The following is a 23,771-nucleotide window of genomic DNA, read 5'->3' on the forward strand; positions in this document are numbered from 1 at the left end:
TTTTCCATTTATTTACGAACTTGATACGGATCGATAAATGTCCGAATACTATTTCCAAGCAAATCATAACTTAAAACCACGAGTAATAACGCCAATCCCGGAAAGAAAGCAAGCCACCACAGACCTGCCGTTAAATACTGCATGGACTCAGATAAAATGATCCCTATTGATGGTTGTTCAGCCGGCAAGCCAAACCCCAGGAATGTAATAGCTGACTCATGGAGAATAACATGAGGAAATAACAGCAGCCAGCCAACAAAGAGTTGCGGGATTATATGAGGAAGAATATGGCGACGGGAAATAAACAAGCGTGATTTCCCCAATTGTCGGGACAAGGACACATATTCCGATTCTTTTATTTGCATAACTTCAGCACGAAGAAGACGAGTTAATATAGGCCAATGAGTGAGTGCAAGTCCTGCAATCACTCCCTTGACTCCTCCTCCGAGTGCAAATGAAATAAGAAGAAGAATAACAATATGAGGTACACTCAGAAACATATCAATGAACCAATTAACACATATATCCAAGAAACGACCCCAAGACGAAATTATACTCAGCAGGAACGCAATAGTAGCACTTATAGTTACCGAAATGACTCCAATCATGATACTCATTGTCAGACCTCTCAACGTACGAGCGAGCAAATCACGCCCAAGCCAATCGGTACCGAATAAATGATTAAGTGAAGGGGGTGTGTTTCTGTTTAGTAGGTCGACACTTGGTCGTCCTTCCCCGATAAGTAAACCGCCAACTACTACCCCTACTAAAATTAAACCTGATAACATCATCCTTAATATCGTTTTTACCCTAATACTCAATGCAGGTGCCTTTTTCATTGTCTCCCTCCGTTTCTTAAACGAGGGTCAATTAACCGGTATATGATATCTGCTAGACTATTACCGGTAAAGACAAAAATTGTGGAAAATAAAACGATTCCCAATAATAATGGAATATCACCGCCTAAACCAGCTTGCACCACCGCTTGTCCAAGTCCAGGATACGAAAAAACTTGCTCCGCAAGGACAGCGCCGCCAAACAATTCACCAAATGTAGCAAATTGTATCGAAATTGCAGGTAGTGCGGCATTCCTCAGACCATGTCTCCAAAGCAATTGCAAGTCACTTTCCCCTTTGGCCTTCGCGTAAATAGCATATTCACTTGCTAGTACTTCGATTAACTTCTGCCTTGTATGTAGTGTCGTTTGAGCAACACCTAACAGACTTAAAGTTAATGCAGGAAGAATTAGATGGTTCAGCTTCTGCCAGATCGTCACTTCGTCCGTCAATATCCCTGCCGGGGAGGCTAAACCGACAGGAGACCAGCCAAGCCATACAGAAAACGTCATTAACAGCAGCAACCCGAGCCAAAAACTAGGTGTTGAGGAGAGTATGTAGCAATACAAACGAATACTACGGTCAAGCCAACTTCCGTGTTTACTCCCTGTTAAGATTCCGAGAATGAGCCCAATGACACCAGAGAGTATCCACGCTATTGCCATTAATAAGAAAGAGGCAACAAACCTCTCTCCAATCACGTGAGAGACGGGAGCTCTAAAAAGAAGAGATGTCCCTAAGTCTCCTTGCAAAATGGCAGTTACCCATTTTTTATATTGATCTATTAATGGTTCGTTGAGTCCCCAATATGCCTCAATCTCTTTTCTCTGTTCAGGACTGACTCTACTAGCTTCTGCACCAATATAGGATTGAACAGGATCTACTGGTGAGAAACTAATGAGGATAAATGATGCCAGGCTGACTGCAAACAGGAGCAGCACGAGGCGTAGTAGTTTACTGATAAAGTAGCTTGCTAATTTCTGCGGCCTCACTGCTATTCCTTCTTTCAATATTCAATCTTCCCAGTGCCATTCCGTAATAAAATCAGTGATAGGCCAACCATGCCCGTGTGGCTGAATTTTTTGATCACCTATGACTAAATCCTCTTTCACAAAATATGTATGATCCACGTTAACAAGCCAAGCCCACGGTGCATCTCCTTTTGCACTAAATCCTGTATGGCCGTCCCATTGTGCTTTTTGCCAATATGGAATAGCCTCGTTTTCTGTCGCGGCACGAAGAGCTTTATTCATATAGTCATCAACGACAGGATTAGAGTAATAATTTGCATTATAATATCCTTCACCTTGAGTGCTTGTACTAAATAAATTGTATATCTCAATGGGGGTGTGGCTTCCCCACCCCATTAATACAGGATGTGAATGCATTAAACGTTCTAACTCGTTCCAACTTTTCCCTTCTGTATCCACTTCAATCCCAAGAGGTGAGATTAATTCAGCAAACGCCATTGCCAAGGACTGTCTAACTTGGTCTTCAGTAGGGTAGTACAAAGTAAATTTTGCTTCCAGTCCATCTTTTTCAAATACCTCTTCTCCTTGTCGCCAGCCCGCGCTTCTCATTATGTCTTTGGCACGTTCTATGTCTCCGTCCTGAACCTCTGTTTCTTCGTTCCACCAAGGCAAATGATCTGCAACCGTATATGCAGGAGTGCCATAACCATTTAAAACACCTTCCACGAGGTCCTTTCGGTCGATCGCTATATTAATAGCCTGCCGTATTGCCCTGTCAGCAGTTACATCATGACCGATAGGTACCCCTTTTTCGGTCTTTTTACCTTCTGGCACTACAGGAAACATAATACCTAAATTGTCCACACTTTCCAATGTCACCAACTCCATCCCTGCAATATCCTGACCGGCAAAGGAAGGAGGTACAGACACAACATCAACTTCTCCTGCTCTAGCTGCCGCTAATGCTGCGTCCTCTTCAAGAAACAGAAATGTCGCTCTTTCAAACTCAGGTTTTTTACCATAATAATGCGGATTGGCTTCCACTATTAATTGCTGGCCTTTTCTCCATTCCTTCATCTGATATGGCCCTGAGCCAACGGGTTCTTCATAATAATCAGTATCGTACAGATGTTCAGGTACAATGCCAATGGTCAATAAAGAATAGACAAAGGTAGATCGAGGTTCCTTTAACGTGAAAGCAACCTTAAAATCGTCAATCGCTTTTACGTTCTGTAAATGGCTCAAGTCAACCACTGAAGCACTATTCGCAGCTTGGTTAAATGTAAAAACAACGTCTTGTGCTGTCACAGATTCACCATCGGAAAATCGAGCATCTTTTCGCAGCTCCACAATCCAAGTCTTCCCGTCTTCACTAACATGATAGCTAGCAGCTAAATCCATCTGAATTTCCATATTCCGGTCCCGACTCAGTAATGTGCTTTGGAATAGCGGAGAACCGTACCGGCCCCATCCTATTGTTGGGTCAAACCCCTCATCCGGTTCCCCACCGACAGCTAGTACTAGACTATTTGTCTGAGAGTTTGATTTCTCAACCTCTCCATCGTTCTGCTCGCCTGACGTTGAGCATCCAATCAATAAAAATATGCTCAAATAAGCGATAGTAATCAATATAACCCGACTATTGCAATTCATCTATTTCATCCTTACTGAAACTGTTCTGTGGCAGCCTGCTGGGCTACTGTATATACTTCCATTAACTGCACCTGATATCTCTGGGCAGCCCTTTTTACATCTTCAAACTCAGGTAATGCTTTAATCAACCTGCTTTCTTGATAACCTAACTTCACTGTGATAACTCCGTACGGGGTTGTCACTTTACAGAATCGACGGGAAAGAATTTTTCTTCTCCATTCTGTTTTTCTGACTCCGAATGTACTCGTCTCGGTAAGTAAGAAATTCTCTAATTTAACAGTATCCTCTGGCTTCGCTAATACCGTAATTAGGCAGCCAGGACGACTTTTCTTCATGGTTACTGGAGTATAATAAACGTCTAACACGCCTCTTTCCAGCATCTCATTCATTATATAACCAAGTGCTTCCCCTGTCATATCGTCGACCTGGCATTCAAGCACCATAATACTCTTCTCATTGTTGCTGTTTCGATCTTGAAGTAATATAGCGCGAAGCACGTTAGGATGATGAAAGTCTTTTTGGCCTGCACCATAACCTATTTTTTCTATCGTTAGCGGAGGCAAGTATCCATATTCTTCCGATAAAACCTTCAGGAAAGCTGCCCCTGTTGGTGTTGTCAATTCTCCCTCCGCTTGAAAGTCGGCGATTGGAATGTCTCTTAATATTTCAGCAGTAGCAGGAGCAGGAATGGGATAGAGACCGTGGGCCATTTTTTCCTTGCCATAGCCAGTTGGTACAGGTGCTGCAGTTACTTTGTCAACTCCCAGACTTTCTAGTGCCAGACAAACTCCGATTACATCAATAATGGAATCCATCGCTCCTACTTCGTGGAAATGCACATCTTTTGGATCAATTCCATGAATTTTCCCTTCCGCTTCTGCAATCTCTTCAAATATACCAATGCTACGTTCCTTCACTCTTTCGGGTAGCTCGCTTTTCTGAATCATTTCCAAAATCCTTGAAGCTTTACGGTGAGTGTGAGGGTGTGAATGGTGTTCCTGATGAGAGTGTGACGAGTGTTCATGAGTCTCTCCATGTGATAAATCATTTAATTGTAATTCTAGCAATTTTGCAGATATGCCTTTTTTTTCAATTGGCTTTACTTCCATAGTAAAAGGATCTACCGGGAGGCTTTGTAGCCCCTTTTTTATGTATTGGAGATCAGCGCCCAAATCAATGAGCGCTGCTAAAGTCATGTCACCTGAAATACCGTACTGACAATCAAAATATAAATGTCTCATTTATTCCCTCCTATGTCCGCTGCAAGTTTTAGAATAAGTGCCGCTTGGAATCCTGCTCCGAAACCATTATCAATGTTTACCACACTCATACCTGAGGAACAGGAGGTAAGCATGGATAGGAGCGGTGTAATTCCTTGGAGGTGGGTTCCATAGCCTACGGAAGTAGGTACCGCTATGACAGGGCGTTTCACTAGCCCCCCCACCACACTAGGAAGCGCCCCTTCCATACCTGCAACCACAATAAGTACACTGGCTTCTGTAATTTCCTTTCGATGACCTAATAATCGATCAATACCTGCCACCCCGACGTCATAAAGCTTTGTAGTTGGACACCCCATCCATTCCGCCGTTAACGCTGCTTCTTCTGCCACTGGTAAGTCCGAGGTTCCTGCACACATTACCATTACACTTCCGGGGTACTCATAATCTGTATTTCCGTATAACAGCACACTTGAGGTGTCATCGTATCGAGCTTCTGGAAAATGCTTTATTAATGCTTCCGCCTTCTCTCTACTTAACCTCGTTACCATTGCTTTTTTATGTTTTTCGACTAGGATACTCATGATGACCCGGATCTGCTCTGGGGTTTTGCCTTCTCCAAAGATGACTTCTGGATAACCCGACCGTTCTTCTCGTTGTACATCCACTTTACTAAAACCTAAATCCTCATAATTTTTCACAATGTCACCTGCCATCTCGCAAATTTATGCAAGTCTATGATTATTTGGACAAAACTTTATTCATACTTCCGCTTTTGTACCCTTTTAAATCCATGGTGACATATGTATAGCCAATCTCCGTCAATTGTTCTGTGAGCGTCTCATGGTATTTTAATAAGGTACTCATTTCAGAAGGTTCTACTTCAATTCTAGCTGTATCACCGTGGGTTCGTACTCGCACTTGTCGAATACCCAAATTTTTGATCGCCTTTTCAGATTCATGTACTTTCCTTAATTTATCTATCGTGATTTTTTCCCCATATGCGATCCGTGACGATAGACAAGCAAATGATGGCTTATCCCACGTGGGTAATCCCATTTGCTGTGAAAGTTCACGGATTTCATTTTTGTATAACTCTGCCTCATGTAAAGGTCCTCGAACGTTATACTCTTTCGCTGCCTTCACCCCTGGCCGGTGCTCGCCCATATCATCAGCAATCAAACCAAATGCCATGTTCTTATAACCTTGGGAATGCATAATAGGTATCAGATGATCAAATAGGCTTTTTTTACAAAAATAACAGCGGTTAGGTGTGTTTTCTGAATAACCGGGAATGTTGAGCTCGGATGTCTCTATGATCTCGTGACGGGCACCTAGCTGTTTAGCTAGCTGCTTGGCTTCCTCTAATTCTTCAAATGGGTACGTTTCACTATCCGCTGTTACAGCTAGTACATTGTCTTTCCCTAACGTCTCAAGAGAAACTTTTAAAAGAAAAGTGCTATCAACGCCTCCTGAAAAAGCAATAACTATGGTGTCCAATTGCCTTAGTATTTCTTGAAGATTCTCTAATTTTTGTTCTAACATATTTGATCCCCGCCTTTTTCAAACTATAAGGTATCACCGTCATGAGAAACCTTAACATGTCTAATTAAATATATTTCGCAATAATGTCGTTAGTTTTCTATAGTTAAATAACCTTACATGATACATCAAGCACGTGGCGATTCCGGTTAGCGAAACCTCCCTTACATTGAAAAGATTATCAAACTAGTTCTTAGTTTATTGATCTTCATTTTCTCAAAAGTAAAAAAAGTCAAAAGAAAAAGTTTTTTCCATCCTTATATTGCGCAAGAATCAGAATATCTGAACGATACAACTTCAAAAACGATCATTGCTTCTGTTTTTTAGCAGAGTGTTATTATTGAAAAAATCCCCCTTTTTAAGAGATAAGAACCCCTCTTCATGCGAAACTTAATAGATGAAAGCGTGTTTACTTAACTGTCGTATCATTTTCAATTGTTTGACAACCGAAAATATACTAACATTTATTTTTACGTAATAATGTTCTTAATATAATTATTACGTATTTTCCACAGTCCGACAAGGTTTCTCTGAAAGTTTACAGGCAATAATTTTCTGGAGAGGGATTCGGGTGTTAAACTAAACGCTGTTGGATGGATAAATTCTCCACTTCAGGGAACCGTTTCATTTGATTTCCTTCTAATGAATCACGTCAGCACAATGTATCCAATGCAAACCTACCAGTCATGATACCTTTCTACTTTTTGTTCATCACAAGAAAGTTTCTTCTATTTTACTCTTTGAATATACCAATAAAGGATCGTTGATTGTATAATTCTAATATTTCAAATAAAATAGAGGGGAGAAAGTTGGGCTTCCGAAGAAAGGGGTGGACGTATGTTGCAATCTGAAACGTTTGAATTTCCGGATATAGCTGAAGTAAATGAGGATTACATGGCGAAGGGTTGGACGGATGGGCTTCCTATTATTCCGCCAACTCCAGAAAAAGTGCAGCAGATGCTGGATTTTTCGGGGTTGTCCCCAGATTTTGTTATCGGTGGGATTCCGGAAAGACAAAAAGTATTTACCGCAGAAAAGGTGGCCATCAATGCGGTCATGGCAGGATGTCTGCCTGACTATTTTCCTGTCCTTGTCGCAGCGTTGACAGCGATGAGTGATGAGAAATTTAATTTACATGGGCCGACTGCCAGTACGCATGGTCCCGGCATCCTTGTGATCGTAAATGGCCCCGTCGTGGAACAGCTTGGATTGAATAACGGACAAAGCGTGTTTGGTCCGGGACATCGTGCGAACGCTACAATCGGACGAGCGATTCGGCTTGTTCTACATAATCTAGGCGGCTGTCGTGACTTCGATCGTGCCACCCTCGGACATCCGGGTAAGTTTTCTTTTTGTATTGCTGAAAAAGAAACAGAGTGGACACCGTTTCATGTGGAAAAAGGATTTGAAGCCGAGGAAAGTACCGTCACCGTGATTGCCGCAGAAGGTCCGAATCAAATCCAAAACCATTCCGCTATAAAAGCAGAAGGAATGTTAATGACGATGGCGGACCGCATGTCAGCTGTTGGTACGTTTAATATGATCAATGATCAGCAGTTTACCGTGGTACTTTGTCCTGAGCATTACCGTACCTGCCAAGATCAAGGCTGGAATAAACAAAGAATCAGGGAATTCTTGTTTGAACATGCGAAACGGTCAACAGCCGATTTGAAAAAATTTGGAATGCTCCCTGGCGACATCACGGCCGAAGATGAGGAAACATTCCATACGGCTGTTCCTTCACCGGATGATATTGTATTAATCGTTGCCGGTGGAGAAGCTGGACGTTTTTCTGCATGTATGCCGGGGTGGGGCAAAAAACAACAAACTCAAGCGATTACCCGCTCGATTAAGTCGTGTACAGGCGGTGGCTGACAATTGTAAGTGCAGCTCATTAGGCTAATGAGCATAGGAAGAGGATATCAAATCATGTTTAATAAGGAGGGACCATCAATGACAACGGTCAAAGTGTTAGATCCTACCAATGAGACCATCTCCGCAAAATCATCAAGGGCAGAGCGACTGCATACCCTTGAAGGAGCCACCATTGGTTTGATTGACAATGGAAAAAAGAACTCCGATGTGGTCTTACAAGCGATTGGTCAACAGTTGAAAGATACGAGCAAGGTGAAGCATGTTATCTATCACCGCAAGCCGACGTCTTCTCATCCGATTGTGAAAGAAGAAGCGGAAGCCCTCGCGAAACAATGTGATGGCATCATTACCGGGACCGGGGACTGAGGATCCTGTAGTTCGGGCAGTTTGCTCGATGCGTTAGTGATGGAAAAGCTCGGGATTCCCGCAGCAGCAGTACTAACAGAACCCTTCGTCCCATCTGGTAAAGCGATGGCGTTGGCGCAAGGGTTCACCGACTATCCGTTTGCAGTTATAGCCCATCCGATCGCTGCCACGGAAGAGCAATCATTGGAAGAAAGAGCGGACCAAGTGATAGATGATGTGGTGTCGTTGTTACTAAAATAGAAAGAAGGCATGAAGACCGTTATCTCGGGTCTTTCATGCCTTTTTTGAGCATCATCGCCGTCATTGTAACCATAATGACAAGTAACTATCCTGCGTGTTTACTTGGAAGGTAGCGCTAGGATTGGTTACTCATAACCTCTTTTGAGCCATCGCCTTTCTGCTATGGCTGCGAGACAGCATCCGTGTTCCCACACGGGTGCTGTTCTTTATTCTGTACTTTTATTATAACGAGTTATTTTTGATTTGCAAGAATATTTGTATTTATCTTTGCCGTTTTAACCTAGTACTGGTTCGTCACTGGAATGGGTGACCCCGACCTGCTTTTTTTCCTGTAAGTAGGGCATTATCCCAATGGGTTATTGACCTTGAATGTTCGTGTGTATCACTCTAGGTCATTAATAAGGTCTATTAATGACTCTGAATGTGCTATCACAGAAAGCAAGGGCACTATACTTTTATTTCCCAGCTTTTTGATGACCTTAAATTGCATCTCCTCTGTAGATAGGGCGTTATCCCAGTGGTTTATCGACCTTGTCTTCTCGATCGCATGTTTCAAGGTCATCCAACGTGGGCATTAGTGACGTTGATTTGTCTTCTCTTGCCAGCTTGGGTGCTATTCCACCATTTTGCAGTCTTTCGTCGACCTTGACCCGTTTTTCACCTATATGTCGGTCACTATCCTAAAGGTTTATTGACCTTGAATCCTTGTTTCTACCACTCTAAAGTCATTCACGAGCAAGTAACCCACAGAAAAAAACGAGAGCGATCAAGAGGACGTGCTCTTGAGGCTCTCGTTTCCAAATGTACGGTTAGAACACTTTTGTTAATCCAATGGTGCGCTCAATAATTATCATTGCTCCTACAGACAAGAGAATGAATATGACGGATACGGCGTTGATGGCCGGATCGAAGGTTTGATCGACGTAGTTAAAAATACGTACTGGTACGGTCACCCAATTGGGAGATGACACAAAAGCACTGATCGATATCTCGCCAAAGGAGGTGACTGCCGCAAACACAGCCCCGGCCATAATACCAGGCTTTATTAAAGGCACCGTAACTTTGAAAAACGTACGGACGGGACCTGCTCCTAAATTCATAGAAGCCGCTTCTAATGCTGGATCTAAGTTGGAGACACTGACGCTGACCGTACGAATGACATACGGGAATGCGATGACCAAATGGGCAATGACCAGTCCATTAATGGTCCCGATCCAGCCCATGGAGGTTGCTTGATAAAGCAAAGCAATCCCCAACACAACATGAGGAATCATTAATGGGGACATCATCAATGCCTGCAAGGCTTGTTTTCCTGGAAAGTCGAGCCTTGCGATCGCGTAGGCTGCAGTCGTTCCAAGGATGAGCGTGATCGGTGTCACGATGATCACAAGAAGGATACTTGTCCATAACGCTTCTAACCATTCGGAACTGGTGAAGACTTCGTTAAACCATGTAAGCGAAAAGCTGGTAGGCGGAAATTCAGGATAAGGATTGGGACTAAATGCTGAAAGAATAATGACTAGGATAGGCAGAGTCAAAAACAAGTATATGAACCCGCCAACGATCCACAGAAACATAGCACCCCAATCTCTCGGTGGTTTCTTCTTTTTATTTACGACACGATTATCCATTCATTCTCGCCTCCCATCTGTTCAACATCCAAACAAAAAACGATACGACGATTCCCACTCCGGCCAACAGGGTGAAAGATAAGGCGGCGGCGAGTGGTAAATTCGACATTTGTATCACTTGTTGATAAATATTCAGTGGCAATAATGGAAGTAGTCTTCCTCCAAGTAAAAGAGGGGTAATATAGCTTCCTGCTGCCAGCGAAAAAACAATAATAAATCCAGCAATGAATCCAGGAATAGTTAACGGGAGAATGACACGAAAAAACGTACGGATTCGACTTTCTCCCAAGCTCATGGACGCTTTAGTCAACGACGGATCTATGTCACTCAGCGATGTAGCAATGGGCAGCACGGCAAATGGCAACAGCACTTGAATGTATGCAACGATAACCGTTTGCATATTCCATAACATCGACAATGGCTCATCGATGACATTCAATGACACTAAGATTTGGTTGATGAGGCCATTTTGAGCTAAAATTACTATCCAAGCAAAACTCAACACAACCATACTCGTTAATAGTGGAGTAATCAAAATAATATATAACAATGTCCGGACAAAACTTCTCTTCGCATAAACAAGCAAATAAGCAGCCGGATACGCTAATGTGAGCGTAAGGATGGCCGTGATAAATGCTACGATCAGTGTAATACCTACCGTTTTTAGATTGGTAGATGAAGAAAACACTTCCGCATATTGGGCAAAGGAATATGTATCTTGCGTGTTCATATAGGCGTCTACATCACGGAAACTTAAATCAGCAAGCAATACAAAAGGGATGACTAAAAATCCGATTAAAAATAAAATGGACGGGAGAAGCAGCAGCCAGTAAAATCCTTTATTTCTTTGATTCTTGATAAACCGGCGCATTCTGACTCTCCTCCCCTGCAAGGGGTATCATGTCTTCATTTTTCCATGATATATAGAGGAGCATCCCGATTTCGGGAGGGTCTACAAATACAGAATCAGAGACCTGTACTTGAAACGTTCCCTTTCCCTGCATCCCCACTTCTAGTTGAATCGCGTTCCCCTGGTAATTTACATGTTGAATTTCAGTCTTCACCTCATTTGCATGTTCTGCTGAGGCTTGATCCGAGATATGAATTCGTTCCGGACGGATCATCAGTAATGGACAATGTTCAGCGGGGCCGTCCAAATTCTCTTTTAACACCTTAAGTTTCAATGGCTCCCCTTCTTCATCTTGATAATGATCCGCATGAAAATAACAATAGCGGTCATCCTCTGGTGGATGATCTGCTGGTGTGACTTCAAGCAAATTAGCTTGTCCAATAAATTCGGCTACAAAACGATTTTCCGGCTGTCGGTATATATGCAAAGGCTCGCCAATTTGCTTAACACGTCCTTCACCTAACACACCAATACGGTCAGACATACTTAGCGCTTCTTCTTGATCATGCGTAACCATAACGGTCGTTATTCCTATTTTTTGCTGCAACAAGCGCAGCTCCGTTTGCATTTCTTTCCGTAACTTAGCGTCAAGGTTGCTGAGCGGCTCGTCTAACAACAAGACCGATGGACGGATGGCCAACGCGCGAGCCATGGCTACCCGTTGCTGCTGTCCACCGCTTAGTTGCTGGGGCATTCGTTTCGCAAACGCCTCTAATTTCACGAGCGATAAAGATTCATGAACTCTTTCCTTGATCTCTTTTTTGGGGAGCTTTTGGACTTTTAATCCATAGGCTACATTATCAAATACGTTGAGATGTGGGAAAAGCGCATAGTTTTGAAACACCATGCCTATTTTCCTCCGGTAAGGAGGCAGGTCCGTGACCTCATTTCCGTTTATATTCACGGTACCTGTCGTTGGGTAAAGAAATCCAGCAATAATATTAAGCAGTGTCGTTTTGCCGCACCCACTAGGTCCTAAAAGGGAAAAAAACTCTCCCTCTTTGATGTCTAAGCTCACGTTCTCGAGCGCGGCTTGATCACCAAAATATTGACTAATATCGCTTACTTCGATGCTCATTGCGCACCACCGAATGTGTCAGTCCAACGTTGGGTGATATCGTTTAACTGTGGTGTCACCGTTTCATAATCGACCCATTTTAACTGCTCATAAAATTCCTCACCAACTTGAATCCTTTCTTCTAATTCCTCACTGTATTCTACATTGCTGTTCGACATACCATAATAAGATAGCTCTGCAAAGTTAGCTTGTACTTCAGGTTCCAGTAAATAGTTCACTAGTTTGTATGCATTCTCGAGATTAGGGCTCCCCTTTGTGATGGCCCAGCTAGCCACGGCTGCAACAGGACCTTCCTCCGGATAAGTAAATCCTAGATCCAAGCCGCTTTCCTGCAGTGCAAACGTCCGGCCATCCCAGAAAGGTACTGCACTAATTTCACCACGTTCTAACAAAGTCTGTATCGTTCCCGGATTATCAGGATACGCCACCACGTTACTGTTTAACTCATTCAACTTCTCAAACGTCTGATCGATATCTTCCGGGTTAGACTCTTCTCCCCCTAACGAATTGACAATACCGGAGAAAAATTGCAGACCAGCCGAATAAGAAGGAGAAGAGATACCTAAGCTGTCTTCAAACTCTGGTTCCCATAGATCCATCCATGCTTCCGGCTCCTCTTCCACTAGGTCTTTTCGATAAGCAATCCCTAACTGACCCATACTGAATCCAGCGGCATATAAGTTACCATCCACCGTAAAACGCTCTCGTACCGATGGGTAAATATCTTCCAAGTTGGGTATGTTTTCCGCGTCCAGCGGCTGAAGCAAATCAGCGGAAATCCCTTTTGTGATGGTGTCCGGCTGCAAAATGAGCACATCATACAGCGGGTCGTTACCGCCTGATGCTTGGAGTTGGGAGTACCATTCTGCATCAGCACCAGCTTGAACGTTTACAGTAATACCTGTTTCCTCTTCAAACTGTTCGAGCCCCGCTTCTTTAATCTGAGACTCCCAGTCCCCACCGTAAACTCCGATGGTCACTTCATCCGTTTCGCCACCGCCTGCGCTTTCTTCTTCACTTTCACCGTTATCCCCACATCCCGCTAACAGGAAGAGGGAAGAAGTGACTAGAAAAAAACTTTTCATGTACTTTTTATATTTTTTCATCGTTCATTTCCTCCTTCGTCTTTCTCGCTCCACTCGGACCAGATTTTCGCTACAGCATCCCGAGTGATATTTTTTTGATTCACTAGTCTTTCATGAACTTCTTTCTTTCTATACCACCGCTCAGAAGGTGGAATCTTCTGAAGCAAGCGAGCCAACTCATCGCTCGCTTCTATCGTCCATTCCTTTTCATATTCCTCACGTTTTTGGCCGAAGTCCCAGAATGAGCCCGGTTTGTCTTCCATCAGCTGTCTCGTTTTTTCGGTTGCTTTTTCATCAACACGGAAATCTCCTGTCGCCTCTTCTTCAAGAACTACCCCGTATATCTCGTTCGCCGCTTTTATTGAAAGCAGCCCATCTTCCACTTCCTTCTTCACTAGGTGGGGAGGACGGTTGTTCGCATTTCCCCAACCCCCGCCAGAAGGTGTCCGAATACTAACGATATCTCCTTCGCGAAGAGTCAACACATTTATTTTTTCTTCTATTTTCTCATCATTGGTATCTGGGTTGGTAACAACCTCGCCAGAAATGCCTGCTCGTCCGCCATTAATCCCCCAAGGCTGGAAACGCATCCGCTCCATCCCGCGCGCCGTCACCATGGAATCAGGGCGCACCGCTTCAAAATCCAACCGAATGGAATGTCCACCACGATGAAACCCTGGTCCAGCTGTGCCAGGCATGAGTTCATACCGATGAACGAGGATGTCAATATGTTGCTCTAAGCTTTCAATCGGCGTATTTTTTAAAAATCCGGAAGAGTGATCAATGCCGTCTACCCCATCCATGTCACTCTGACCGCCACCACCGCCTCCAAGCGGCTGAACCACTGCCATGTTTTGATTCCCTGTGTTTTTATTTAAGGTAGATAACACGACGATAGCAGCTTGTCCTGCGCCAGCGGCCGGAACATTTTCAGGAAGCGCTTTGGATAAAGCACCGAGAATTACACTGTACAATCTCATGGTAATACTGTGACGCACCCCTACAGCAGCCGGGTATGCCGGATTCACAATCGTCCCGGTTGGCGCGTTTACCTCTACCGGGAAAATAATACCAGCATTAATAGGGATATAAGGGTCTTCACTAATAATGTAATTGATCAAGCCTTGCAGCATAAAAGAGTGACGGCTTCCATTTGTAACTAGATTAAACGCGGATTTCACTTGGGAATCACAACGCGAAAAATCAATCTTAATATCACTATCTTTTATCGTGATATCCGCTGCCAAGCGAACAGGTATATCCGTCAACATGTCATCGTCTAAATAATCGTGAAAGCTATACGTGCCATCAGGTATGTTTGCGATCACATTCCTTGCTCTTTTTTCCCCTTGTTGCAATAAATCCTGAGAGGCCAATGTCACCGCTTCTGCCCCAAACTTTTCGATCATTGTTTCCAGGCGGCTTTCCGCAGTATTTACCGCTGCGACCATGGCGTTAATGTCTCCGTAATTCAAATGAGCAACTCGGCTATTTGCTTCGATGAGGAGACGGACGTCTTCATTCAAGTGGCCTCGCTTATATAATTTCACGGGAGAAATCCGTAAGCCCTCTTGATGAACATCTGTCGCTTTTGGTGAAATACTTGCCGGAACCAACCCTCCGACATCACTACAATGAACGAAAGCCCACGCATAGCTGATGAGTTTATCTTCATGAAAAATGGGTTTAATAATATGAACGTCAGGCAAATGCGTGGCCAGACCATCCGTCGTATACGGGTCGTTCGTAATTAAAATATCTCCGGGCTCTAGCTCCCCGCATGATTCGATGGCCTTCTTTAAACTAAGACCAAGGAAAATAGTTACTCCGACAGAGCGCGGGTACGCATAAAAATCGCCTTCCGGTGAGGCAAGCGCCGTAGCAAAGTCGGCGGACTCTTTAACAAAAGTCGTGTAGGACGTGCGCTCAATAACATGCCCCATCCCGCTTGCGATCGAGTTGAAATAACTTCTCATAATCTCTAATGTTGCTGGATCTGTCCGCATCATGCCTCCCCCTTTTCTGCACGTAACAGTAAGTTTCCAAATGGATCGACGTCACTCTTCCACCCCGGCAGGATAAGAACAGTGGTATCATTTTGTTCGATAATCGCAGGACCATAAATCACATGATTCTGTCTGAGATCATCTCTGCCATAAACGTTTGCTTCATACTTTTCTCCCTCTATCACTACTTGCCTCGTAGCCACAGGCTGCGCTTCTACTTCCTTTTCAGGAACTCTCTTCGGCTCTGCCTCTGGAGTACTGCCAATGATACGAACGCGAAGGTTTATGATCTCCATATGTGCTTCCCGATCATTGTGACCGTATTTTGATAAATGTAGGTCATGGAAGCTGTCTGTTATCGTCTGTTTTCCTTTTTCATCAAAAGTCGACATGGAAAGAGGAAGATTGATTTCATAGGCTTGATTCTCATATCTCGCATCCATCGAAAGCTGGAGTTTCTGCTCTGGTTCGAAACGCGTACTCTGCTTTTCCAGCCACTGCTTCGCAGATTTTATCAAACTCACATAGCTTTCTTGTAAATCCCGAATACTGATATGGTCTAGCAGCGTTTGGATCGACTTGATTTCATCATGGATAAAATCAGCGGTTAAAGCTCCCAAAGCACTGAGCGTTCCAGGGCTTTTCGGAATAAGGACGCCATCTGCCTGAATCTCTTTTGCCAGCATATTCGCTAATACAGGACCGGCACCCCCGAAGCCGAGTAAGGTAAAGTCTCTCGGGTCAAACCCCTGATATTCCATCACGTTACTCATTTCCGCATACATGTTGGCAATCGCTACTCGAACCATTTGATCCGCAGCTTCTTCGACTTCTACCTGTAAATAATCGGCAATCGGCCGCAGCGCTTCCCGTGATTTATTGACATCTAATTCAATGTCCCCTGCAAAGCTCGCAGGATTCAAATAGCCACAAATTAAAAATGCATCCGTCAAAGCTGCTTTGTCTCCGACACCATAACAAGCGGGCCCTGGAGTCGAACCAACTGATTCCGGCCCTACTTTTAGAAGACCTCCATTATCAATCCAAGCATAAGAGCCGCCGCCAGCCCCGATAGAATACATAGAAACAGAAGGAAGCATCACTGGAAATCCAGCTAATGTATTTGCCTCTGAATAATTAAGATGACCGCCTTCAATGATAGAAATATCCGCACTTGTTCCTCCTACATCAAAGGTAACAATATTATCAATCTTGGCGCGTTTCGCTACTTCAAGCGCTCCACCGACACCAGCGGCCGGTCCGGAAAATAGAGTAGAAACTGGAAGTTCAGCAGCCGACTCAATATTCATAATGCCCCCATTAGATTGGGTAATGAACGGCTTTGATCCCACTTTTGCGTCTTCCATGCTTTTCGTGAGCGTTTGGAAGGACCGCTTTACTTTAGGCTGGATATACATATTCATAGACGTCATGACCGCTCGTTCATATTCACGCATTTGCGGCCATAATTCAGAGGATACGTTCACTTCCACTCCCTCTGCCATCTCAGAAATACGGGTTGCCGCCTCTTTTTCGTGGGCCGGGTTAATATAGCTATGTAAGAAACAAATAACAATCCCTTCCACTCCCAGCGAGACAGCTTTCTTCACGGCTTCATCGACACTGTCCTGATCCAATGCCGTGGCGACCGATCCGTCGAACCGCAGCCGCTCTTTAATAGGAAAAACACGCGACCTTGGAATGAATGGTTCCGGATGCCGCGAGCGAAAATCGTATGGTATAGGAAGTCTGAGCCTCTGGAAGTTTAGTAGATCTCTAAACCCTTCGGTCACAAACAGTGCGATGTTGGCTCCTTTTTGTTGCAAAACTGTATTTAAACCAATCGTTGTTCCATAAGTAAAGAAAGTAATATCCTCAGGCGCAATGCCATTGTCTTGTAATAACGAAAGTCCATTTAGAATTCCGATATTTGGATCCTCCGTTACGGTTGGTGTCTTAAAGGTGTGAATATCTCCCGTTGTCTCGTCAATATAGGTAAAGTCCGTAAACGTTCCTCCTATATCCACTCCAACCCGATATGCTCCGTATCCCAACGTTATTCCCCCTAGTATGTGCGTGATAGCTTCTCATATTATAATGAATAATTTTTATTATATCAAGAAATCAAATCAATAAACTATGAATTAATGCCAGAAGAAGGTCAATATATATGGCAAAAAGCGACTGCTCTTTATTCTAAATCTTTAATTCTATATCTTTATTAAAACTAATTAGATTTAGCGTTCGAATGGATAACCCTGACTGGTTTGTTTTACTGAGTGTCGGGCATTATTCCCATGGGTTATTGACCTTGAATGCTTGTGTGTATCATTCTAGGTCATTAACAAGGTCGATTAATGACTTTGAAGGTTCTAGTGTAGAAAGCTAGGGCACTATACTCTGATATTCGAGCTTTTTGTTAACCTTGACTGGCTTGTTTCCTGTGGGTAGGGCGTTATCCCAGTGGTTTATCGACCTTGTCTTCTTGATCGCATGTTTCAAGGTCATCCAACGTGGGCATTAGTGACGTTGATCTTTCTTTTCTCATCAAATTGGGTACTATTCCACGGAATTACAGTCTCTCGTCGACCTTGATCTAATTTTTGCCTGCGCGTCGGTCACTATCCCAAAGACATATTGACCTTGAATCCTTGCTCTTCCTACTCCAAGGTCATTCACCATCAAGTGAATCCCCCTGCCCTCACAGAAAAAAACGAGAGCGATCAAGAGGACATGCTCTTGAGCTCTCGGTTCTAAATAGTTAGTACTATGGGACGTTCAATAATCGCCCCTACTTCACCATCTCTTTTACAAGCTTGCGGTTACGTGTCGTAAAGGCTTTGTGGTGGGAAGACACCATGGCACTTTTTCCTGCATCCGGGTCGATGAACTGCTTGGCTTTGTTGACGGCGTTGGCTGCATCTTGAAAGGCGCCGGCAATTAAATTCAATTTGCCGTCATGCTTTAAGATATCCCCGGCTGCATAGAAACCTGGTACGGATGATTCACTATTTACACTGCCTGCAATATAGTGGTCGGTCAGCTCTACATCGAGATCACTGTTTTCCAGTAATTCGGTATCGCGTTCATAGCCGTGATTAATCAGCACATCATCGACAGAAAGATAGGATACCTCTCCTGTTTCCTGGTTTGTCAGCTCGACTTCCTCTATGTTTTCACGCTGGTCGTCGGCGATAAATGTGGTAATAGATGTTCGAAGAAAACATTTCGCTGTGCTGTTCATTAACTGTGTTACCTGGGCTTCGTGGCCTTTTAACTGGTCGTTTCGATAAATGAGGTATACTTTCTTTGCGATGGGCTCGATCTCATTCGCCCAGTCGATCGCTGAGTTTCCGCCGCCGGAAATAACGACGGTTTTATTTTTAAAATGCTGGAGGGATTTGACGGTGTAGTGCAGGTTGGAGACTTCAAACCGTTCTGCTCCTTCTATGTCTACCTTTTGCGGCGTCAGGATACCGCTTCCGACAGCGGCGATCACTGTTTTGGAATAATGTTTCTGTCCAGAGGCTGTCTGCAGGATAAATATCCCCTGGGCGTTGCGTGTGATCGATTCTACTTTTTCGTTTACCAGCACGTCCGGATCAAAAGTCAGTGCCTGTTCGGTAAGTTGCTCGATTAATCTCGCTCCAGAAGTCGGTGTCAGGCCACCTACATCCCAAATCATTTTTTCCGGGTACACATGGACTTTGCCGCCAAGCTGCGGCTGATACTCTATGATTTTTGTTTTCATTTCCCGAAGACCGCTATAGAAAGCCGAATAGAGTCCCGCCGGTCCGCCACCGATGATCGTGACATCAAACAGTTCCTCCTGCCTCATCTCCATCCACTCCTCACCGCTATATAAATGATTATCATTATCACTTACGCCTAGTTTATCGTCTTCCCTCTGTTTTTTCAAACTATTTTTTATAGAGAACTATGAGGGATCACTTGAGCGCGGACAGTAGAAGTTACGGAGATATACCTGCTAGAGCAAATTTTTGCCGTTTACTTTCCTACACCACCATGCGACGATTGCTTTCGTTAGTTCTTGAGATTTGAAAGAATGATGATATGATAATGGTAATCTGTGGGGAAAGGAGGAGGAAAACATGGAAGAAAAGCTCGACTTAATCTTACATGAAATGCATAGCTTGCACACTAAAACAGATAGTTTGCAAATGCAAGTAAACGGGATACAGACTCAGATGAATGATATGCAAACGCAAGTAAACGGGATGCAGACTCAGGTGAATGATATGCAAGCACAAGTAAACGGAATGCAGACTCAGATGAATGGTATGCAAGCACAAGTAAATAGTTTGGAATCGAAGGTAGATGGCCTAGAGACAAAAACAAATGATCTAGGATCACAAATAAATGAGCTCCATTCCCAAATGAATCACCGTTTTGACAAATTGGACATCAATATAGCTTCTCTTGAAACGAAACATTCAAATTTAGAGAAAAAAGTAGATCAGAACACAGAGGAACTACGAATCGTTAAAGAACATACGGGCAAGCTATCAGAATATCACGATGAAACGACAAGCAGATTCAACCAGTTAGTCGGAGACCAGAAATCGATCCACGAAATTATTGAAGAACATGAAGTTTACATTCGCACATTACGTCGCCATCCAGCCTTATAAAAAGTGTATGCGACGGACACGATACACTTCTTCCTTACTTTCTCCCCCATTCTTATATCCTTTTCCATATGCCCTTACAAATAAATAAGAAGTGGTTATGTGTGTGGTCCTCCCTGGTAGAATCCAGTATTTTTAATGAGAAGACCCTACGAGTTTTCCAAGGACCGGGCTATTTTTTGTGGGTGATTATGGAAGTCATTTCACACACAGCCACCAAGATGCCATCTCATGAAGTGTAACTCCCCCGCTTATGACCGAAAAACAACTGGATCTCCTGTTTTCTCGTTATACTCCGTTTGGTGCCCTCATCCAACAGTCTTCCCCTCTTCGTCTCGCATATTTACCATCATTCTTAGTCCGTAAACGAAATATATCCCTTTTGAATGAAAACATGAAAATTAGCCCAAACTATGACATATATTCATTTTTTCATAGATACAGGAGAGGATGGAGATGGAACTAAGCGTGACTGACATTTCTATGAAAGTCATCATCGGCTTCTTTCTGCTTTTTTTCATTACAAAGCTATTAGGAAAAACGACGATTAATCAGCTGACGCCGTTTGACTTTGTGTCTGCCGTTGTCTTATCGGAGCTGCTAGGAAACGGAATATATGAGAAAAATGTCCATATTATGTATATTTTCTATACGGTATTTTTATGGGGGTTTTTATTAGTGATTGTGGAAAAGATGCTCTTACGATACAAAGGAGCCCGGGGTTTTTGGGAAGGCAATCCTTCTATCATTGTACGAGACGGGAAAATTGACAGGGACCAACTGAAAAAGAATCGAATGAATATCAACCAGCTGTTAAGTCTGCTTCGACAGAGTGAAATCTTTTCGATCCGTGAAGTCGCCTATGCCATTCTGGAAACAAACGGTTCCATTAGTATTTTAAAAAAGAACCCCTACCAAAAAGTAACCAATCAGGACTTGAACCTACCGGACCAGCCTGTCTTCCTCAGCACCACCGTGATTATGGATGGGGTCGTGTTAGAAGATAACGTAAAAGCATTGGGCTTTGACCAGACGTGGCTGAACAATCAGCTCGCCGCCAATGGCATCCAGCATAGTCAGGATGTGCTCTACGCTGACTGGATCAACAATGAGGGTATCTATATTATACCTTATAATTGAGGTGTTGGAATCACGCTCTTCTGCATGCAACCTATCCTGGCTTGGAAGTTGGCGTTATTCAGGAGAGTAAAATGTGTATGTAAGTAATAAAAACAAATGGAGACATGAACAAGTGCTACCCAACATTTCTCAGTTCCTAATAATTAGGCAAGGCTACTTTCTTACCTCATATCAATTAAGAGAAAAATTTAATAAGAATAATACATGAGGACCGCTCTACCTTACGTGGCAGAGCGGTCATGGCATTTATTTCTCTCCTATTTTTACTTGTTTTCCAGGGGCTGTGACGAGATCTTTGCTTTTCCCTGCTTTTAAGATAAAGCTGTCGGATTGAGCTGGGAATTGTTCTGCGAGGATTCGTCCCACTTCGATCACGGCGTCTAGGTCAATGTTTGTTTTTATCCCCATTTCTTCAAAACCATGGACAATATCTTCGGTAGCTATGTTCCCGCTTGCATTTGGTGCGTATGGGCAGCCTCCAATTCCACCGGCAGAGCTATCAAAGTCGGTGATCCCTTCTTCTAGTCCGGCGATTGCGTTAGCAAAAGCCATCCCTCTGGTATTGTGAAGATGCAAGGAAAAGTGAAAATGAGGTTTTTCTTCACGAAGCGTGGAAATAACTCTTTTCACAAGTACCGGATGAGCCATTCCCGTGGTGTCCGCGAGTGAAATATCTGTAATTCCCATATCCTCATAACGCTGGCAGATCTCAAGTAGTCGGTCAGTTGGTACTTCTCCTTCATAAGGGCAACCAAAAGCAACAGCAATGGAACCGGCCACTTTTGTGTTTGATTCTTTTGCTCTTTCTACCAATGGAATAAATTTATCCATGGCTTCCATTGTCGCGGCGTTTGCGTTATGCAAACTATGAGAGTCCGTTGCCGATAGCATTAATTTTACTTTTTCAACGTCAGCAGCTATGGCACGCTCCAACCCACGCAGGTTTGGGACAAGGGCACGAAATAATACGTTATTGCTCTTCTTCACACCTTTTAACACTTCATCCGCATCTTTCATTTGTGGCACAGCTTTTGGATGAACAAAGGAGGTAACTTCCATTTGCGAGAAACCGCAATCGATTAAACGGTTGATAATGTCAATTTTTGTCTCTGTCGGCACGTGATCTGGTAAACTTTGAAAGCCATCACGCGGACAAACCTCTGTGATATTCACTTCTTTTGGTAATCCCATGTCTCTTTCCCCTTTCTTAAAGCACTTTATTTTCTTTTAACTGTTGGATTTCTTCCTCGCTATAATCAAGTAGTCCGGTTAGTATATCTTCGTTGTGCTCTCCAAGGTCTGGAGCTCCTCTTTGAATACGGCCTGGTGTTTCAGAGAATTTAGGAACGATTCCTGGAACTTTCACTTTCCCTAAACGAGGGTGGTCCATCTCGATAATATTTTCTCTTGATTTATAATGCTCATCTTCAAAGATATCCTTAATACTATTAATCGGGCTTACTGGTACTCCATATTCATCAAGTAAATCTTGTAATTCATCGCGTGTAAATTGTTTGATCCAATCGGCAACAATGCCATTTGTTAATTCAAAATGCTCTAATCGCACGGAATTTGTATAAAAACGCTCATCTTCAAGCATATCCTCCCGGTTCATGGCTTTGGCTAAACGGTTAAAAGTGCTGTCGGAGCTTGTTACAAGAACGACCCAATGCTTGTCTTTTGTCTGGAATGTCCCGGCTGGTGCGGAATGGCCACTAAGACCTGGGGAACGTTCTTTAATTTTACCGTTTTGGTCGTAATCGGTAACAAGAAACTCCATCATTCGAAAAACAGATTCATACAGCCCAATGTCAATCATTTGACCTTGTCCTTCCTCTGTTCCGCGGTGATATAAAGCAGCTGCCACACCAAAAGCTACATACACCCCTGTAATATAGTCAAGCAAGGAAAATGATGGACTGATTGGAGGTCTGTCTGTATAGCCGTGCAGGTAAGTAAACCCACTATACGCCGTCGCTGGGGTGCCAAAACCGGCCTTGTGACTGTTCGGTCCCGTTTGACCGTAACCCGTGACTCGCATCATAATAATATCCTTGTTTATTTCTTTTAGGACATCGTAGCCAATTCCCCACTTCTCCAACGTGCCGGTACGGAAATTTTCAATCACAACATCGGACTTTGCGACGAGCTTTTTTAAAATTTCTTTTCCTTCCTCACTGCGTAAATCAAGGGTAAGGGATTTTTTGTTACGAGCTAGTCCCGGCCAGCGTAACGGCTCCTCTCCTTTAAAGGGACCCATGCCTCGCAATGAATCTCCACTCCCTGGCATTTCCACTTTAATCACTTCTGCTCCAAAATCACCCAAGAGAGTAGCCCCAAAAGGTGCAGCGATCATCGTGGAAAGATCTAATATTCTCACGCCTGATAATGGTCCTGTTAGTTGTTTCACAATAACCATACCCCTTTCTTACTTGTATTTCTCAGTTGAATATATATTTAGTAAGTCTATTTCACTTCGTTGATTGAATCGGAAGGCGGTGACTTCTTCAGGAACAGCGAAAACCGAAGACCCCCGCCCCCAGCGATTCGATGAGGCCGAGACAGAGCC

The 23,771-nt window shown here is 43.6% G+C and carries 19 protein-coding genes; 4 read left to right on the plus strand and 15 right to left on the minus strand.

Annotation, left to right across the window (positions count from 1 at the left end; translation table 11 throughout):
* Nucleotides 1–8: 8 nt before the first annotated feature.
* The 6 genes from BM095_RS05300 to larE are packed head-to-tail and all read right to left on the minus strand — an operon-like array spanning nucleotide 9 to nucleotide 6,225.
* Nucleotides 9–839, minus strand: coding sequence for an ABC transporter permease (locus BM095_RS05300; protein ID WP_091658535.1), 831 nt, complete (start codon nucleotides 837–839; stop codon nucleotides 9–11).
* The gene (locus tag BM095_RS05305; RefSeq protein ID WP_245757819.1) at nucleotides 836–1,846 is read right to left on the minus strand and encodes an ABC transporter permease; all 1,011 of its coding nucleotides are present in this window, start codon (nucleotides 1,844–1,846) and stop codon (nucleotides 836–838) included. The genes BM095_RS05300 and BM095_RS05305 overlap by 4 nt, the downstream gene beginning before the upstream one ends.
* A 3-nt stretch (nucleotides 1,847–1,849) precedes the next feature.
* A complete protein-coding gene (locus BM095_RS05310; RefSeq protein ID WP_091658538.1) occupies nucleotides 1,850–3,460 on the minus strand; it encodes an ABC transporter substrate-binding protein in 1,611 nt (536 codons plus the stop codon).
* A gap of 11 nt (nucleotides 3,461–3,471) precedes the next feature.
* Complete coding sequence (larC, locus tag BM095_RS05315; protein WP_091658540.1) at nucleotides 3,472–4,701, minus strand: nickel pincer cofactor biosynthesis protein LarC; 1,230 nt, start codon at nucleotides 4,699–4,701, stop codon at nucleotides 3,472–3,474.
* Nucleotides 4,698–5,381, minus strand: coding sequence for a nickel pincer cofactor biosynthesis protein LarB (gene larB / locus BM095_RS05320; protein ID WP_245757820.1), 684 nt, complete (start codon nucleotides 5,379–5,381; stop codon nucleotides 4,698–4,700). Before larB ends, larC begins: the two co-directional genes overlap by 4 nt.
* Nucleotides 5,382–5,421: 40 nt before the next feature.
* Complete coding sequence (gene larE, locus BM095_RS05325) at nucleotides 5,422–6,225, minus strand: ATP-dependent sacrificial sulfur transferase LarE (RefSeq protein WP_091658545.1); 804 nt, start codon at nucleotides 6,223–6,225, stop codon at nucleotides 5,422–5,424.
* Between the two features lie 834 nt (nucleotides 6,226–7,059).
* Here larE and BM095_RS05330 point away from each other — a divergent pair.
* Both BM095_RS05330 and BM095_RS16845 read left to right on the plus strand, forming a co-directional pair.
* The gene (locus BM095_RS05330) at nucleotides 7,060–8,097 is read left to right on the plus strand and encodes a hypothetical protein (RefSeq protein ID WP_091658548.1); all 1,038 of its coding nucleotides are present in this window, start codon (nucleotides 7,060–7,062) and stop codon (nucleotides 8,095–8,097) included.
* Nucleotides 8,098–8,175: 78 nt separating this feature from the next.
* The gene (locus BM095_RS16845; RefSeq protein ID WP_273701400.1) at nucleotides 8,176–8,703 is read left to right on the plus strand and encodes a UGSC family (seleno)protein; all 528 of its coding nucleotides are present in this window, start codon (nucleotides 8,176–8,178) and stop codon (nucleotides 8,701–8,703) included.
* Between the two features lie 809 nt (nucleotides 8,704–9,512).
* Here the strand turns inward: BM095_RS16845 and BM095_RS05350 are convergent.
* The 7 genes from BM095_RS05350 to BM095_RS05380 form a co-directional block, all read right to left on the minus strand.
* Entirely contained in the window at nucleotides 9,513–10,280 is a 768-nt protein-coding gene (locus BM095_RS05350; RefSeq protein WP_322787599.1) for an ABC transporter permease, read from the minus strand.
* A gap of 46 nt (nucleotides 10,281–10,326) precedes the next feature.
* Nucleotides 10,327–11,205: an ABC transporter permease gene (locus BM095_RS05355; protein ID WP_091658563.1), complete on the minus strand. Its 879-nt coding sequence runs from the start codon at nucleotides 11,203–11,205 to the stop codon at nucleotides 10,327–10,329.
* Nucleotides 11,174–12,322, minus strand: coding sequence for an ABC transporter ATP-binding protein (locus BM095_RS05360; RefSeq protein WP_091658566.1), 1,149 nt, complete (start codon nucleotides 12,320–12,322; stop codon nucleotides 11,174–11,176). Before BM095_RS05360 ends, BM095_RS05355 begins: the two co-directional genes overlap by 32 nt.
* A complete protein-coding gene (locus BM095_RS05365; RefSeq protein ID WP_091658568.1) occupies nucleotides 12,319–13,428 on the minus strand; it encodes an ABC transporter substrate-binding protein in 1,110 nt (369 codons plus the stop codon). The genes BM095_RS05360 and BM095_RS05365 overlap by 4 nt, the downstream gene beginning before the upstream one ends.
* Nucleotides 13,425–15,413 carry a hydantoinase B/oxoprolinase family protein gene (locus tag BM095_RS05370; protein ID WP_091658571.1) on the minus strand — a complete coding sequence of 663 codons (1,989 nt, stop codon included), beginning with the start codon at nucleotides 15,411–15,413 and terminating at the stop codon, nucleotides 13,425–13,427. The genes BM095_RS05365 and BM095_RS05370 overlap by 4 nt, the downstream gene beginning before the upstream one ends.
* Nucleotides 15,413–17,467, minus strand: a complete 2,055-nt coding sequence (locus tag BM095_RS05375; RefSeq protein ID WP_091658573.1) for a hydantoinase/oxoprolinase family protein — start codon at nucleotides 17,465–17,467, stop codon at nucleotides 15,413–15,415. The genes BM095_RS05370 and BM095_RS05375 overlap by 1 nt, the downstream gene beginning before the upstream one ends.
* Nucleotides 17,468–18,204: 737 nt before the next feature.
* Nucleotides 18,205–19,251: an NAD(P)/FAD-dependent oxidoreductase gene (locus BM095_RS05380; protein ID WP_091658575.1), complete on the minus strand. Its 1,047-nt coding sequence runs from the start codon at nucleotides 19,249–19,251 to the stop codon at nucleotides 18,205–18,207.
* A gap of 274 nt (nucleotides 19,252–19,525) precedes the next feature.
* Here BM095_RS05380 and BM095_RS05385 point away from each other — a divergent pair, with 274 nt between their 5' ends.
* Both BM095_RS05385 and BM095_RS05390 read left to right on the plus strand, forming a co-directional pair.
* Nucleotides 19,526–20,065, plus strand: a complete 540-nt coding sequence (locus BM095_RS05385) for a hypothetical protein (RefSeq protein ID WP_091658577.1) — start codon at nucleotides 19,526–19,528, stop codon at nucleotides 20,063–20,065.
* Between the two features lie 453 nt (nucleotides 20,066–20,518).
* Nucleotides 20,519–21,202, plus strand: a complete 684-nt coding sequence (locus BM095_RS05390) for a DUF421 domain-containing protein (protein WP_322787596.1) — start codon at nucleotides 20,519–20,521, stop codon at nucleotides 21,200–21,202.
* Between the two features lie 246 nt (nucleotides 21,203–21,448).
* On the opposite strand, the gene BM095_RS05395 is transcribed toward BM095_RS05390, so the two are convergent.
* Complete coding sequence (locus BM095_RS05395; RefSeq protein WP_091658581.1) at nucleotides 21,449–22,393, minus strand: hydroxymethylglutaryl-CoA lyase; 945 nt, start codon at nucleotides 22,391–22,393, stop codon at nucleotides 21,449–21,451.
* Between the two features lie 16 nt (nucleotides 22,394–22,409).
* Nucleotides 22,410–23,612: a CaiB/BaiF CoA transferase family protein gene (locus BM095_RS05400; RefSeq protein WP_407639134.1), complete on the minus strand. Its 1,203-nt coding sequence runs from the start codon at nucleotides 23,610–23,612 to the stop codon at nucleotides 22,410–22,412.
* Nucleotides 23,613–23,771 lie beyond the last annotated feature (159 nt).

The organism is Alteribacillus iranensis (genome assembly GCF_900113025.1).
In the GTDB taxonomy this organism is placed as follows: Bacteria; Bacillota; Bacilli; order Bacillales; family Marinococcaceae; genus Alteribacillus_A; species Alteribacillus_A iranensis.